This is a genomic window from Paenibacillus sediminis, assembly GCF_017873765.1.
GTDB lineage: Bacteria > Bacillota > Bacilli > Paenibacillales > Paenibacillaceae > Paenibacillus_AG > Paenibacillus_AG sediminis.
Genome location: NZ_JAGGKP010000001.1, coordinates 322,924 through 337,612, shown reverse-complemented (window position 1 = coordinate 337,612; position 14,689 = coordinate 322,924). Strand labels below are relative to the sequence as shown.

Below are 14,689 nucleotides of genomic sequence, written 5' to 3'. Positions count from 1 at the left end.
ACCTGACAATCGTCAAAAGAAACAAATTTCATGAAGAGAAAAGCCGCCGAGTTCTCTCGGCGGCTCCATATGAAATCAAAATGAATTAAGCATAATGACATGCAGCGAAATGCCCTTTTTGCACTTCAACCAATGCAGGAACTTCCAAAGCGCATTTCTCGGTCGCAATCGGACAACGAGTGCGGAAAGGACAACCGCTCGGAGGATTAATTGGACTTGGCAATTCACCTTTAAGCACGATTCGCTCTTTATTAGCTTCTACTTCCGGATCCGGGACAGGAATCGCTGAAAGAAGAGCTTGTGTGTAAGGATGGCGCGGGTTAGCGTACAATTCTTCACTGTCAGCCAGCTCAACCATTTTACCCAAATACATAACAGCTACACGATCACTGATGTGCTTAACCATTGACAAATCATGCGCAATAAACAAATAGGTCAGTCCAAGGCGCCCTTGAAGATCTTGAAGCAAGTTTACAACTTGAGCTTGAATGGAAACGTCAAGAGCCGAAATCGGTTCATCAGCAATAATAAACTTCGGATTCACAGCCAGTGCGCGCGCAATGCCGATACGTTGACGTTGACCTCCGGAGAATTCATGCGGATAACGAGTCGCATGGTCAGGATTTAATCCAACCATATCGAGCAATTCTTCAACCCGTTTTTTGCGTTCTGCACGGCTTCCTGCCATATTGTGAATATCCAGCGCTTCACCGATAATATCCGTTACCGTAAAGCGAGGGTTAAGAGATGCATATGGATCTTGGAAAATCATCTGCATATCTCTGCGAAATGCCTTCATTTTACCGCCGGACAGCTTCGTGATGTCTGTACCATTAAACCGTACAGCACCCGCAGTAGGCTCGTACAAGCGAAGAATCGTGCGTCCGGCTGTTGATTTACCGCAGCCAGATTCACCAACCATACCTAGTGTTTCTCCTTCACGAATTTGGAAGTTCAGGTCGCTAACAGCTTTTAATATTCTGCCTTTGCCCAAATCAAAATGTTTACTTAATCCTTCAACTTCGATCAGATTTTTGCTCATGATGATTTCACCTCCTGAGCCATTGGATGGAGCAGCCAGCAACGAGACATATGAGTGTCACTCAATTGTGTTACTTCAGGATCTACTTGCTCACAAATACGCATCGCTTCGTCACAACGTGCACAGAATCCACAACCAGCTGGCGGTTTAATAAGATCTGGCGGTGTGCCAATAATAGGAATAAGCTTCTCATTTTTCTTCTGATCAAGTCTTGGCATGGAGCGTAACAAGCCGCGAGTATAAGGATGTTGAGGGTTTTGGAATATCTCCCACTTCGTCCCAGTCTCAACCACTTTACCTGCGTACATAACAACGACGCGATCACACATATCAGCAACGACACCAAGGTCGTGAGTAATCAATATAATCGATGTACCGAATTTCTTCTGCATATCTTTCATAACGTTCAAAATTTGGGCCTGAATCGTTACGTCAAGCGCAGTTGTTGGCTCGTCCGCAATAAGAAGTGAAGGTCTGCATGCGAGAGCGATGGCAATCATAACACGTTGACGCATACCACCAGAGAACTCATGCGGATATTGGTTAAAACGAGATTCTGCATTCGGAATACCTACGAGCTTAAGCATTTCAATACCTTGCTCTTTAGCTTCCTTAGCAGACAAGTTTTGGTGCTTTATAAGACCTTCTGTAATTTGTTTACCCACTTTAATCGTTGGATTAAGCGATGTCATCGGGTCTTGAAATATCATACCGATATCTTTACCGCGAATCGCTTCCATTTCTTTATCTGTTTTGCGAGTTAGATCATTGCCTTGAAAAATAATTTCACCGGATTTAATAATTGATGGGGGAGAAGGAATAAGGCGCATAATCGTCTGAGCAGTAACACTTTTACCGCTACCAGATTCACCTACGATAGCTACCGCTTCCCCTTTACCAACTTCAAAATTCACGCCGCGAACAGCTTTTACTTCGCCGCCGCGAACTTGAAACGATACTTGCAGGTCTTTAACTTGTAAGATCGGTTGCATACCTTTCCACCTCCTATTTTTTCAGTTTCGGATCGAGCGCGTCACGGAGGCCATCACCGAAAATGTTAAATGCCAGCATTGTCAAACTGATAAAGAATGCTGGGAACAACATCCGCCAAGGATAGTACATCCAGCCTGTCAGAGCGTCATTAATCATTGAACCCCAGGAAGCAATAGGTGCTTGTACACCAAGGCCAAGGAAACTAAGGAACGCTTCTGAGAAAATAGCATTTGGAACCGTTAATGTTAGTGTAACGATAATTGGCCCCATCGCATTTGGAATTAAGTGACGGAATAGTAGTCTTGCTGACCCAGCACCCATAGAGCGTGACGCAAGAACATATTCGCGAGTTTTGAGCTGCATGATTTCGCCACGGACAATCCAGGACATATTAATCCAACCCGTGATCCCAATTGCAAGAATAATAGTCCATAAACTAGGCTCTAATACGACAAGCAGCAAAATCGTAACGAGCAAGTAAGGAATGGAATACAAAACTTCTGAAAATTTATTCATAATAGCGTCTACACGACCGCCGAAGTATCCCATGATACCGCCATAAATAACACCAATAAACAAGTCAATCAACGCTGCAGCTACGCCGACGAGCAACGAAATTCTCGCACCCATCCACGTACGCACAAACATATCACGGCCTAGATCGTCAGTACCGAACCAATGGTCTGCTGAAGGAGGCTGATTCGTATTGTACAAATCGTTAGAATAATAATTGTGTGGAGAAATCATTGGCCCTATAATCGCCATAATAACAATAAGAATAAGGACAGTAAGACCCGTCATGGCAAATTTATTTGATTTAAGTCTCTCCCAAGAATCTCTCCATGCGGAAAGGCTTTCACGCTGAATAATTTCAGCTTGTTTTTCATCTACTCCGATTTTTTGGAAATTTTCTGGCTTTAAATGTTCAACAACATTTTTTTCATCAACTTGTTCCAACCTTTAGCCCTCCTTCCCTTTAGACAATTTAATGCGCGGATCTATGAATGCATATGCAATATCCGTTAAAAGTCTAGCTACCATCAAAATGATGCCGTAAAAAATCGTCACACCCATAATCAATGTATAGTCACGATTACTGATACTGCTCACGAATATTTTACCGAGTCCGCCAATACCGAAGATTTGTTCTATAACAACAGAACCAGTAATGATGTTCGCAGTCATTGGCCCGACATAAGTAACAACTGGCATAATACCGTTACGAATTACATGTCTCCACATAATGATTGGCCACGCCAAACCTTTTGCTTTCGCTGTTTTGATATACTCCGAATGAAGTACTTCAAGCATGCTCGATCTTGCTAGACGAGCAATAAACGCGATTGGCTGTGCGGAAAGCGCCATTACAGGCAGTACATAATCAAGAGGTCCGTTAAGTCCCATTACTTTGAATATACCTGCTTTTTGCGCTAGATAGAACTGCAGCAATGAAGCTAATACAAAGCTTGGTACCGACATTCCAATAACAGCTAAGATCATCGCGACATTATCGATTAATTTACGGTGATATAATGCCGCTAACATACCGAGGCCAATACCGACAACAATCGAAACCACGATAGCAATAATACCTAGTCTTAACGATGGCCCGAAGGATCCCCAAATCAAATCAGAAACTCCTTGGTCTTTCATTTTCATTGAAATACCGAAATCGCCTCGCGCTAGATTTCCTAGGTATTTCAGATACTGTTCATACAGCGGTTTATCGAGTCCATATTTCGCCATCAAATGTTGCTGAATGGAAGGCGGAACCGCTTTCTCTGACATAAAAGGATTTCCAGGGATAGCTTTCATTAGGACAAAAGTCACAGAAATCAAAATAAAGAGAGAAACAATCATGTAAAAAAATTTGGATAGAATGAATCTTACCATGCCGATGAACACCCCCCATATTAATTAGATTCTATTAAATCCATTCTAATGACACAAAATTATGCTGTCTATGCCATAAAATAACCATAGAAAACAAGATTTGGAATTTATACTAACACACAAAAAATCGGGATATATATGGAGTAAACCCACATATATATCCCGAAGCATTCATCTAAAGTTTCGGAGTCTCACTCTTACTTCTCGATGTATGCACGATCAAAGAAGATATTACCTGCATAGTCAATGATAACACCTTTAACATAAGGCTTAATCAAAGCTGTGTTAGAATAGTAGTAAATTGGCATAATGACATTGTTATCTTTAATCAAGATTTGTTCCGCTTTGTTCATTGCATCCATACGAGTCTTCGCATCATTGCTAGCATAAGCTTGTTTTACAAGAGAATCGTACTCAGCATTTTTGAATCCTGTATCATTGTTACCACTTGTGGATGTGAAGATGTCTAAAAATGACATTGGGTCATTGTAGTCAGCTCCCCAACCAGCACGAGCGATTTGATAATTCAAGTTTCTGCGGTTCTCAAGGAATACGCCCCATTCTTGGTTTTCAAGAGTAACATCAATGCCAAGGTTTGTTTTCCACATATCTGTAATTGCTTGTGCAATCTTCTTGTGGTTCTCACCAGTATTATATGTCAGGGTAACTTTAGGGAATGCAGTTAGCCCTTCTTCTTTCAAGCCTTCTGCAAGCAATTGCTTCGCTTGATCTACATTTTCAGAGAGCAAATCAGTATCTTTATGTTCAGTACGGAATTCTTGTTTTTCACCAATAATTCCTGGTGGTACGAAACCAAATGCAGGAAGTTCGCCGCCTTTAGTTACTTGGCTGACCAGTTTTTGACGATCAATCGCCATTGTCAACGCTCTACGAATCTTCACGTTATCAAATGGTTTAGCAGTTACATTGAATAAGTAGTAATAAGTAGTAGCTACACCTTTAATACTAAGTTCACTAGGAAGCTCTTTTTTAACTGCATCAATTTGGTCAGCTGGAATTTCACCTACTGGCTTACCAGCAAAATCCAATTGTCCGCTTCTATAGGAAGCAAGCTCTGTTGCACCGCTGTTAACGATTGATATTTGGATTTTAGTCAATTTAATATCTTTTTTATCCCAGTAATTTTCGTTAGGCACAAGTTCCAAGCTAGCACCTTTAGTCCAATTCGTTAATTTGAAAGGACCGTTAACGATCATGGTAGATGGATCAGCTGCCCATTTCTCATTGTCTTTTACTGACTTATGAACTGGGAAGTAAGTTACGAAAGAAGTTAAGTTCAAGAAGTAAGGAGTTGCATTTTCCAACTGTACTTCAAGAGTATAATCATCAACTGCTTTTACGCCAACTTGGCTAGCATCTGTGATTTTTCCTTCGTTATAAGCTTGGGCATTTTTAACGTAATACAGTTGATATGCATATGGGGAAGCAAGATCAGGTTTCAGCGCACGATCCCAAGCAAATACGAAGTCGTTTGCCGTAACCGGATCACCATTGCTCCATTTCGCATCTTTGCGAAGGTGGAAAGTGTAAGTTTTGCCGTCTTGGGAGATATCCCATGTTTCAGCTACACCTGGAATGCTTTTACCAGATGAGTCTACATTAGTCAAACCTTCATACATTGCATGCAATACTGTGATGGCTGCATTGTCTTGTGCAATACCTGGGTCCAACGTAGGTGGTTCTGAACTGAAGTTAATACGAAATACTTGTTCAGCTGCTGGAGCAACTTCTCCGCTCTTTCCACTGCTTGCCGTTTTCTTGACGGATCCACATGCTGCTAGGACAGTGCCGGCAATTAGAAGCAGTGTCAAAAGAGCTAACATACTCTTCTTCTTCATTTAACTGTTTCCCCCTTAAATATGGTATATGCCTATTGATTATACAACCAGTGGTCAAAAAAATCTATAAAAATTTTTACACAATCGTCAAAAAAATCAATAACATTTTTTACAAAATACGACTTGCTCCTTTTAAAAAGCAATTTGCTAACAACGGACGTTAAGTTTATTGACATTTTACAGGGAATAAAATAAAAAAGGCTGTTATTTCTATACTTCAAATATGTAATTAAAAATACCAATGACGACGAAAATCATATAGCTTGTACTCATGAACATAAAAGACAACCGCCAAACGGCTCTAAAAAGCCGCTTTCCGTTCACTTTCCCTTTTAGCCGATTCTGAGCGCTTCCAATCAACCCTATAGCAATAAGCAATATTAGTAAAATTAAATAAAAACCAAATCGGCTGTCAAAAAAATGATTAAACAATGCCGAGACCGAGAAAATGAGAAAGAAAGTTGTCACATCCATTGCAAGTAATATTGCAGACTTACGCTCCCTTTTCCAAAAATAGTACCCATAATAAACAATTAGAAAGGGAAAAAAGGGCAGCGTACTCATAAAAGTAAGCGAGCCTAAAAGCAGGTTCAATTTCACGCCTCCTTACGGTTCATTCACATACACCGAATCAATTGCCAGATAAGATCATGAGTAGGTACGTTCATATCTATGTTTTCAGCCATTTTTACAATGCTCCCGTTAATCCAATCAATCTCAGTAGATACACCCTGTAGAACGTCTTTCAGCATGGAAGAGGTATTTTGCGATGTATCTTCACACACCTGCACAATTTGATTCCACAACTGGTTATCCAATTGAATTCCGCGCGCACGAAGAACCCCAATGCCTTCATCATATAATCTTCGCATTAGATGAATACGTTCAGAAGTAGCGAGCAGCTCTCCGTTAGGAATACGCCATAATGCTGTCAAAGGGTTGATTACGGCATTTATTATCAATTTACGATAAATCATCTTATCGATGTCATTCGACAAGTATGTGGAAAATCCTGCTTTTTCTAGTTCATTAATTAAATCTTTGTCCGTTTCATCTACGATAGAACCAGGGTTGCCAATCCATGTATCCCCGTGCCCCGCATGCATGACGGTCGTATCATCTATTCGTTTCGCCCCCTCTGTTGTAATAGCGGCGTACACTGAAACATAAGGCAGCTCCTTTCTAATCAATTCGATATGTCCTACTCCATTTTGAAAGCAAATGAGCTTGGTTCGTTCATCTGACATTTGTCCGAGAACATGAAGTAAGGAAGTATTAATATCCTTTTGTTTGGTCATCAGAAATATATAATCAGCATGGTGTTGTAACTCGCTCTGCTTAGATAAATCTTCTATACTGTTCACTATTAGGCTGCTTCCCTCAAAGTGCATCAAATTACGATTCCCAGAATCGACAAGTGTTAAACCTTCATCGCGAAGCTTTTGTGCTTGTAAATTCGATCTAGTCCAAAGATTCACATCCACTCCCGCTTTCATTAACTTCACACTATATAGAAGGCCTATTGATCCCGCACCAACGATATGTATTTTCACAGCATTCACCCTCTTAATTTAAACTTATTTACATCCGTTATATTAGCTTAATCATAATAAAAAAATCCTGCACCAGCCAGCCCCTTAACAGGTTCTGATTTAGCAGGATTCTTTCCTATTGCAAAGACATCACTCAATGCGTTCTAAATTACCGTTTGCGTCCATTTTAAATCTCGTTTTTATTTCCTCATCATCCTCATTTAAAAAAGCGAGACGTCTTGCACGGTCCATAATTTGAATCAATGCTTTGTAATCATCGTTAACAACACGATAATCTGTTTGAACTTCATTCACTTCTTTAGACAATCTCTCATTTTCACTGCGCAGGCGAGAAGTTTCTTCTTCTTTCTCCCGAAGCTCTTTCTCTAAATACTTCAACTGACGATTATTATCCTGAACCGTAGCTTTCCATTGCCGTAAAAATCGAATGACTGCATCAATGGAAATTGTCTCTTCACTTACTCCCTCTGATTTATAAAGTCCCTCTTCAAGCTCAATCGAAGCTAGTGACGCAACATGAGGAACTCCTGCAGCAGGAGCTTGCTTTTTCAAATAATTACGTTTTTGACGCTGTGTCTTCGCATATTGAATGGCTGTTTCATACTTCTTGCGTACACAACTATTCCAACGAAAACCACACGCTGCTGAAGTTCTTCCAATTTTCTCACCAACTTCTTCAAAAGCAGCCAGTTGAGTGCTTCCTTCCCGAATATGGCGCAAAGTGACTTCCGCTAAAATTAGATCATCCTCTGCGCTCCATGCATCCTGTCTCACAGCAGTCATGCTATATAACCCTCCTAACAACATCCTAAAATAACCGTCTTCAAAACCAGCCCAATTTACCTGTTATTGACAAGGTATAAAAGCTGCTTAATCCATTCCTATGCTTCTCATAGAGTTCATAGAATCTATTTGATACTAAAATGTATTTCCAAATATTCCGCTCATCATACCTAACCTCATCAAAATATACGAATAAGCCTTTTCTTCACTAAACCTTTTTATATGAAAAGAAAAAAATGTATTATTTTTTATGTCGAAATGAATTAAATCGTTTACACTATTTTAGGTTGTGGTTATAATGAAATTAGAAAATTATGGCCGATACATACTAGAGGGGGGATTTCATCTTGGCACGTATGTTCCGAGTATTAGGATTGTTCACACTTGCAATCGGGCTAATGGCTTTTGCAGGGGATATGACTGAAATGGCCTTGTTGTTTTTCATGCAAACAGCGTTTTTTGTCCTATTCAGTTACTTAAAATTTACGGAAAAAACTTACATATTGTTATTCTGGGGCTATATGATCGTGACGTTTACAGGATTCAGTTACTGGACGGTCTTCATTATGGGATTGCCACTTTAATATTTAATTCCATTCCAATATAGCTATACAAAAAGCGACCTGACGAACGCGTCAGGCCGCTTTTTTGTTTTGCTATGCTATTTTCAGCCAAGCTGTCATATATTTACTACACCGAAGGGAAGGAGGAAATCACAGTGCATCCCCAAATACGAGCAAAATACTGCCGCTATGCTGTCATGATGATCTTGCTCATCACATCCATATGCTCCATTCGAACGGTACAAGCTGAATCTCCTTCAGATCAGACGCACGGCATTCTGCAAGATAGTCTATCTATTACAGAAATTGATCATGAAATTGAACGGATCGAACAGGAACAAATTCAATTAAAAAGCAAGCAAGATATGTTAAACGATCAGCTTGCAGTCAAACAAAATGAAATTGGGACATATCAAAAACAGGCGGGAACTGTTCTGCGTGCTTACTACATGGGACAAAGGGAGTCATTACTGTCTATTTTATTTACCGCTCACAATCTAGACGAACTTTATACTCTCCTCGATTATATGCAGTTATTAATGGAGCATGATCAAAATGTGTTGGCTAAATATAAGCAGGAATATACAGAGCTAACAAAAACAAAAGAACAGCTTGCAGCCACCTCTGCTGAATTGTCCACTTCGAGAAGCAATCTTCTCAAACAGCGTGAGCGTATTGTCCTGCTTCAGCAAGGGCTTGATCAGAAAATTGCTGCCAGCAGCGATCCTGAGAAAATGAAACAACTGATCGAACAGCTAACAACATACTGGAACAATACTGGATTTAAAGAAGTAGAAAGATACTTTCAAGCACTGGATGCAGCTATGGAAGACTTTCCAGAGTTTATTCAGAAAAACAATCAATCGATCATTATAAAAGGCAACAAGTATTCCATTGAAATCAAAGATGACGATTTGAATGCTTACTTACGATCCAAGAATGAATTATTCACTCATTTTGCTTTGCAATTTGAAGATGGCAAAATGTTAGCTTCTGGAAGGCAGGATAATCTTGAGCTCACTTTGGAAGGGCATTATACCGTTGAAGAGAAGCCGGAAAATTCGATTCTCTATCATGTCGATAAACTTATTTTTAATGGATATGAACTTCCGGACACTACAAGAGCATCGCTTGAAAGTAAATTCGATTTAGCATTTTATCCCGGGCAAGTTATATCCTTTTTAAAGGCAACAGACGTAGAGCTAAAGGAAGGAATCCTGAAAGTAACACTTCAGCTCACTCTTTAATAAATAATTAGTTCCCCGTCTTAAGCTCTAACTGAAGCTTCCATTCATCTGCAATTTGCTTCACATCTTGCTTTCCTTGCAAAAATTGTTGAACCGTTTGTGTAAATTGCAGCTTATCCTCAGGCAGAAGACGATCATAAGAAGCAAATGGCAGTTCTTCCTGAAGCAATGATGCGGGTATCCATTTCCTCATATGCGAATGATCGGTATCGTCATAGATGGACCTAAGAATGGGTAAATTTCCTGTTTGTTCAAACCATGTCTGTTCAGACAGGGCTGTCGTCATATACATAATCCAGTCATTAATTTGCTCCATATTGGACGTGCTGGAAGATACGGCGAAACTGCGTGAATTCACCCATAAATTACTCCTGAACTGTTGTTCCAGTGAAATTTGATCATCCGTTATATCAGCTTTATTGCTATGATCTAGCCTGTAGATAGCTTCTTTGGCAGAAGTTATATAAGCCCCTAGTGTACCATGATGCAGCATATCCCAAGGGTCGGTACTATGTCTCCCTATCAACAATAAATAAGGCCTAAATTTATTAAACAACTCTAAAGCTTGCCCTATAGGCAGCTCTTCTAGGTTGACATCGGTATCTTTCATACTCAGCGATCCATTCAAGCGTGATAGAAGAGAAATAAACGCAGGCAGGTCCGTCTCATCAAATGCAACTAATGCGTGTTGCTTCTTATCTTTCTCAAGTTCGGCTAATAAGCTGAGCCAATCCTCTTCATTCGTTGGCAATTCATTCTTTCCATACGAAGCTATAAATTGCTCATTGTATACGACCACATACGGATTGAGGTCAAAGGGTATACCCCAAGAATATCCATTCCATTCCATCTGCTTTAGGAGAGCATTCAAAGTATCCGCTATTGATGAACCCGAATAATAATTATCTGCTGGCATCAAGTATCCTTTGGGCGCTAACTTCTGAATTAAATCATTGCGAACAAGAATAACATCTGGATCTTCATGTAAATCGTATAAATGCTGAAGTGTGTTGGCCGCATCTTCAGAAGGCAAGCGAATCCATTCAATATGTACTCCATTTGAGGCTGTATATTGATCATTCCACTTCTTTATGGTTGTAAATTCTTCATCAGATAATTGCACTGCGACTCTAAGTGACGTATATGTCTCCTCCGAATGCCGCATAGGAGGTTCAGACAGCTCAATCTCCCCCCCTGCATATTCAGATGGATTCAATGTATTGTCATGAGATGATAGACTTATAAAGGATAACAGCAGAATCGCGAAAAGAAACCAGTGCTTTTTCCGTTTCATATCTGTTCATCCCCTCTCATCCATTCTTGCTTACCATTGTAACAAATAGAATGATTATTTGTCTTATTTTTCTTGTTTAGGTAAAGAATTACTTGATCATAATTATTTCAATATAACAATAATAAGGGCACCTCTTCATGAGGTCCCCTTTTATCAGGTATTTACAGTAAGTCCGCGGCTAACTGTGCTAATTTCGATCGTTCTCCCTTCTCTAGCGTAATATGTCCGCTGATTTGCTGCTGTTTAAAACGCTCGACGATATACGTAAGTCCATTGCTCGCGGCATCTAAATAAGGATGATCGATTTGCTCTGGATCCCCCATCAAAATAATTTTACTGCCTTCTCCTACACGGGAGACAATCGTCTTTACTTCGTGCCGTGATAGATTCTGGGCTTCATCAATAATAATATATTGACCTGGTATGGAACGTCCTCTTATATAGGTGAGCGCCTCTACTTGAATACTGCCAAGTCCCATTAAAATTTTATCTATATCCCCAGATTTTTTCGTATCAAATAAAAATTCTAAGTTATCGTATATCGGCTGCATCCACGGTCTAAGCTTCTCTTCCTTCTCTCCAGGAAGGTATCCAATATCTTTCCCCATAGGTACGACCGGCCTTGCGATGAGCAGTTTTTTGTATTTATGTTCATCCTCCACTTTACACAATCCGGCGGCCAAAGCTAGCAATGTCTTGCCTGTTCCAGCTTTTCCTGTAATCGTAACGAGCGGAATATCGTCATTGAGTAGAAGTTCTAACGCCATTCTTTGCTGAGCATTGCGTGCATTGATGCCCCACACAGACTCATTGCTTAAGTAAAGAGGTTCCAGCTTAGTTCCTTCTTTGTTTACTTTAAGGAGAGCTGATTTGCCTGTACCCATCTCATCTTTAAGTATGACAAATTCATGCGGATAAAGCGGATAAGCAAGCTGAAGATTTTTAATCGTTAAAGAGCGATAGGAATAAAATTCATCAATGACCGAAGGATGTACTTGTAATTGAGAATTGCCTGTGAAAAGTTCATCCAGGCCTGCAGGCCGATCCGACAAATAATCCTGCGTCGTCAAACCGAGTACGTCCGCCTTAATGCGAACGAGTACATCTTTACTAACAAGTACAACGGTTCTTGGCTCTGACTGCTGCTGTTGTTCAATGAAATAATTAAGTCCAACCGCCAAAATTCGATTATCGTTCGATACTTCTCCGAACACCTCTTGTAATTTCATGAAACTGCGATGGTTAAGCTCAACTTTTAAGCTTCCCATATTGTCTAACTGAACCCCGCTATGGAGATGACCTTTCTCTCGTAAACCATCAAGCAGCCTCGATACATATCTTGCATTTCTGCCTATTTCATCCGCATTTCTTTTCTTAGAATCGATCTCTTCAAGCACAACCGATGGAATAACGACCTCATGTTCATCAAAAGCAAATATCGCATTAGGATCATGTAATAATACATTCGTGTCGAGCACATAAATTTTTTTCACAGAAATCCCCCTTCGAAATGCGGTCTTTGCCGTTTCTTTAGACAAATACATAATGTTAACTGTACTAGGTAAATATATAATCAAGCTTAAGATATTGGATCAAGTAGAAAGGACGGGTTCGTTTTATGCAAAAATGGCTGTGCTTCATGTTAATCGCGTCTCTACTTACGAGTTGTAATATGACTTCGAAACAATCATCACCTTCCCCTCAAAATAAACAGGGAACTCCAAGGGCGCAAAGCGTTAGAGAGCACCCGAGAAATTTAGCAAGTCAGAAACAAGTAGACGTTAGAACACATCTAGAGAAATTAGCGGAGAAAGTTCCTGGAGTGAAAAAAGCGAACGTCGTTATTACGGGAAATACTGCTATCGTTGGTATTGACGTAGATGGCGATCTAGATCGTTCACGCGTCGGAACCATTAAATATTCAGTGGCAGAAGCACTTCGGAAAGATCCTTATGGAAAAAATGCGATTGTAACCGCGGACGTGGATATATCCAAGCGGCTTGCTGAAATCGGGAACGATATTAGAAGAGGACACCCCATTTCCGGTTTCGCTTCCGAGTTAGCCGACATTGTGGGGCGGATTATGCCGCAAGTTCCAAGTGACACAAAGGCCAAAAGATAAGAAGTGCAGCATACAAAAAAAGCCTAGTCAGATTACGACTAGGCTTTTTTAGGCAATACAAAACATACAGTCATGAATTTAAATTGAGCATGCACCTGAGAAGGTAAGGATCCAGTCCACCAGCTACCGACTTTGGACATCTAATCTGCCCCCTTTAACCATTCTTAAGTGCATCTCTTCTTATTGTATTAAGGAGCAGGTTAAAAGTTGCATCCAAATGTCATTTCGTTTCTGAAACGCCAGTCCCAGAATCATCACTTGATGAATCCGTACTGCTAGATCCTTTAGTTAATTCAAGCTGCAGTGCTTGCTTCGCTTTGTTAAGCTCATCTTCATTTATATATACATATGGACTTCTCCAAGTCCCCGTCACTGGAACATAATTCACGTTCTGTTTCGAAATTTTCCAATATGCCTTCAAAATATTGGTCATTTGCTTTTTCTCAATATCGGTTTTCATGTTTTGATCCACTGCATCGATCACTTTACCAATTCCTGTAATTCCGTTAATTGATTTCATCTGATCTAATATTGCATGCAATACTTCGTTTTGACGACGATTACGGTCAAAATCATTTGAAGCGTCCGTTTTAGGATGACAATTTGATTTCCGATAACGTACAAAGCCTAGAGCATCGTCACCATTAAGAGTCTGAACACCTTTCTTCAAATTGATGTTCGTACCGTCAGCTCGGTCACGGTAACACATATCCTTATCCACATTAACCGTTACTCCGCCAACCGCATCAACAATGTCACGGAAAGCTTGAAAATTTAGAACAGTGACATAATCAATATTTACATTCATGTATTTACTGATCATTTTCTTCATTTCATCTTCAGCACTGATTCCCGTCTTATCTTCTTCAGCCTTAAATATTGGATAGTATGCATTAAGTTTATTATGCCGGTACCCTTCAAGATCAACATATGTGTCTCTTGGCAAAGAAACAATCGTTGCTGAAGGTGTTTTTGGATTCATTGCAATAACCATGACCACATCAGACAGATACGTCTTTGTTTCAGGACGGTAATCCGTACCAAGCAGAAGCATCGTGAGCGGCTTAGTTTCTGCAGAATGGTCGGCAGGCACATCGGCGTTATTGCCTGTACCCAACATATTGTTCACTTTAAAATACACATAACCAAAATATCCTAAAAAGAGAAGTGCAGCGATAATAATAATCGTTAGAATCGTTTTAAGAAATGTCCGAAATCCACTTTTCTTCTTTTTTGATGCTCTTCTTTTATTAGCCGATTGATTATTCTGGCCTCTTGGAGGAAGACCGCTGTTTGTTGAACTCATGATCTCTACACCTTTTTCATCGTTATTAAGTCAT

Annotated in this window: 14 protein-coding genes; 3 read left to right on the top strand and 11 right to left on the bottom strand. The window is 40.1% G+C overall.

Going from position 1 to position 14,689, the window contains the following annotated elements; genetic code table 11:
- Positions 1-85 precede the first annotated feature (85 nt).
- The 8 genes from J2Z20_RS01560 to J2Z20_RS01525 all read right to left on the bottom strand — a co-directional run bounded on the left by J2Z20_RS01560 (position 86) and on the right by J2Z20_RS01525 (position 8,123).
- A complete protein-coding gene (locus J2Z20_RS01560; RefSeq protein WP_209844693.1) occupies positions 86-1,042 on the bottom strand; it encodes an ABC transporter ATP-binding protein in 957 nt (318 codons plus the stop codon).
- Positions 1,039-2,034 carry an ABC transporter ATP-binding protein gene (locus J2Z20_RS01555; protein WP_209844691.1) on the bottom strand — a complete coding sequence of 332 codons (996 nt, stop codon included), beginning with the start codon at positions 2,032-2,034 and terminating at the stop codon, positions 1,039-1,041. Before J2Z20_RS01555 ends, J2Z20_RS01560 begins: the two co-directional genes overlap by 4 nt.
- 13 nt (positions 2,035-2,047) lie before the next feature.
- Positions 2,048-2,992, bottom strand: a complete 945-nt coding sequence (locus tag J2Z20_RS01550; RefSeq protein ID WP_209844689.1) for an ABC transporter permease — start codon at positions 2,990-2,992, stop codon at positions 2,048-2,050.
- A gap of 3 nt (positions 2,993-2,995) precedes the next feature.
- Positions 2,996-3,928, bottom strand: coding sequence for an ABC transporter permease (locus J2Z20_RS01545; RefSeq protein WP_209844687.1), 933 nt, complete (start codon positions 3,926-3,928; stop codon positions 2,996-2,998).
- Positions 3,929-4,125: 197 nt separating this feature from the next.
- On the bottom strand, positions 4,126-5,787 hold the full coding sequence (locus J2Z20_RS01540) for a peptide ABC transporter substrate-binding protein (RefSeq protein WP_209844685.1): 1,662 nt from the start codon (positions 5,785-5,787) through the stop codon (positions 4,126-4,128).
- 210 nt (positions 5,788-5,997) lie between these two features.
- Positions 5,998-6,381, bottom strand: a complete 384-nt coding sequence (locus tag J2Z20_RS01535) for a DUF3397 domain-containing protein (RefSeq protein ID WP_245251830.1) — start codon at positions 6,379-6,381, stop codon at positions 5,998-6,000.
- A gap of 23 nt (positions 6,382-6,404) precedes the next feature.
- The gene (locus J2Z20_RS01530; RefSeq protein ID WP_209844683.1) at positions 6,405-7,340 is read right to left on the bottom strand and encodes a ketopantoate reductase family protein; all 936 of its coding nucleotides are present in this window, start codon (positions 7,338-7,340) and stop codon (positions 6,405-6,407) included.
- A gap of 129 nt (positions 7,341-7,469) precedes the next feature.
- Complete coding sequence (locus J2Z20_RS01525) at positions 7,470-8,123, bottom strand: RsfA family transcriptional regulator (protein ID WP_209844681.1); 654 nt, start codon at positions 8,121-8,123, stop codon at positions 7,470-7,472.
- 347 nt (positions 8,124-8,470) lie between these two features.
- On the opposite strand from J2Z20_RS01525, the gene J2Z20_RS01520 reads away from it, so the two are divergent.
- Positions 8,471-8,707 carry a DUF2626 family protein gene (locus tag J2Z20_RS01520; RefSeq protein ID WP_209844679.1) on the top strand — a complete coding sequence of 79 codons (237 nt, stop codon included), beginning with the start codon at positions 8,471-8,473 and terminating at the stop codon, positions 8,705-8,707.
- A 134-nt stretch (positions 8,708-8,841) separates the two neighbouring features.
- Positions 8,842-9,933, top strand: a complete 1,092-nt coding sequence (locus J2Z20_RS01515; protein ID WP_209844677.1) for a coiled-coil domain-containing protein — start codon at positions 8,842-8,844, stop codon at positions 9,931-9,933.
- 7 nt (positions 9,934-9,940) lie between these two features.
- On the opposite strand, the gene J2Z20_RS01510 is transcribed toward J2Z20_RS01515, so the two are convergent.
- Both J2Z20_RS01510 and J2Z20_RS01505 read right to left on the bottom strand, forming a co-directional pair.
- Complete coding sequence (locus J2Z20_RS01510) at positions 9,941-11,227, bottom strand: ABC transporter substrate-binding protein (protein ID WP_209844675.1); 1,287 nt, start codon at positions 11,225-11,227, stop codon at positions 9,941-9,943.
- 161 nt (positions 11,228-11,388) lie between these two features.
- Positions 11,389-12,720 (bottom strand): PhoH family protein, encoded by a 1,332-nt coding sequence (locus J2Z20_RS01505; RefSeq protein ID WP_209844673.1) that lies wholly within the window; start codon positions 12,718-12,720, stop codon positions 11,389-11,391.
- 125 nt (positions 12,721-12,845) lie between these two features.
- Here J2Z20_RS01505 and J2Z20_RS01500 point away from each other — a divergent pair, with 125 nt between their 5' ends.
- Positions 12,846-13,349: a YhcN/YlaJ family sporulation lipoprotein gene (locus J2Z20_RS01500; RefSeq protein ID WP_209844671.1), complete on the top strand. Its 504-nt coding sequence runs from the start codon at positions 12,846-12,848 to the stop codon at positions 13,347-13,349.
- Positions 13,350-13,569: 220 nt separating this feature from the next.
- On the opposite strand, the gene J2Z20_RS01495 is transcribed toward J2Z20_RS01500, so the two are convergent.
- A complete protein-coding gene (locus tag J2Z20_RS01495) occupies positions 13,570-14,655 on the bottom strand; it encodes an LCP family protein (RefSeq protein WP_209844669.1) in 1,086 nt (361 codons plus the stop codon).
- Between the last annotated feature and the right edge of the window lie 34 nt (positions 14,656-14,689).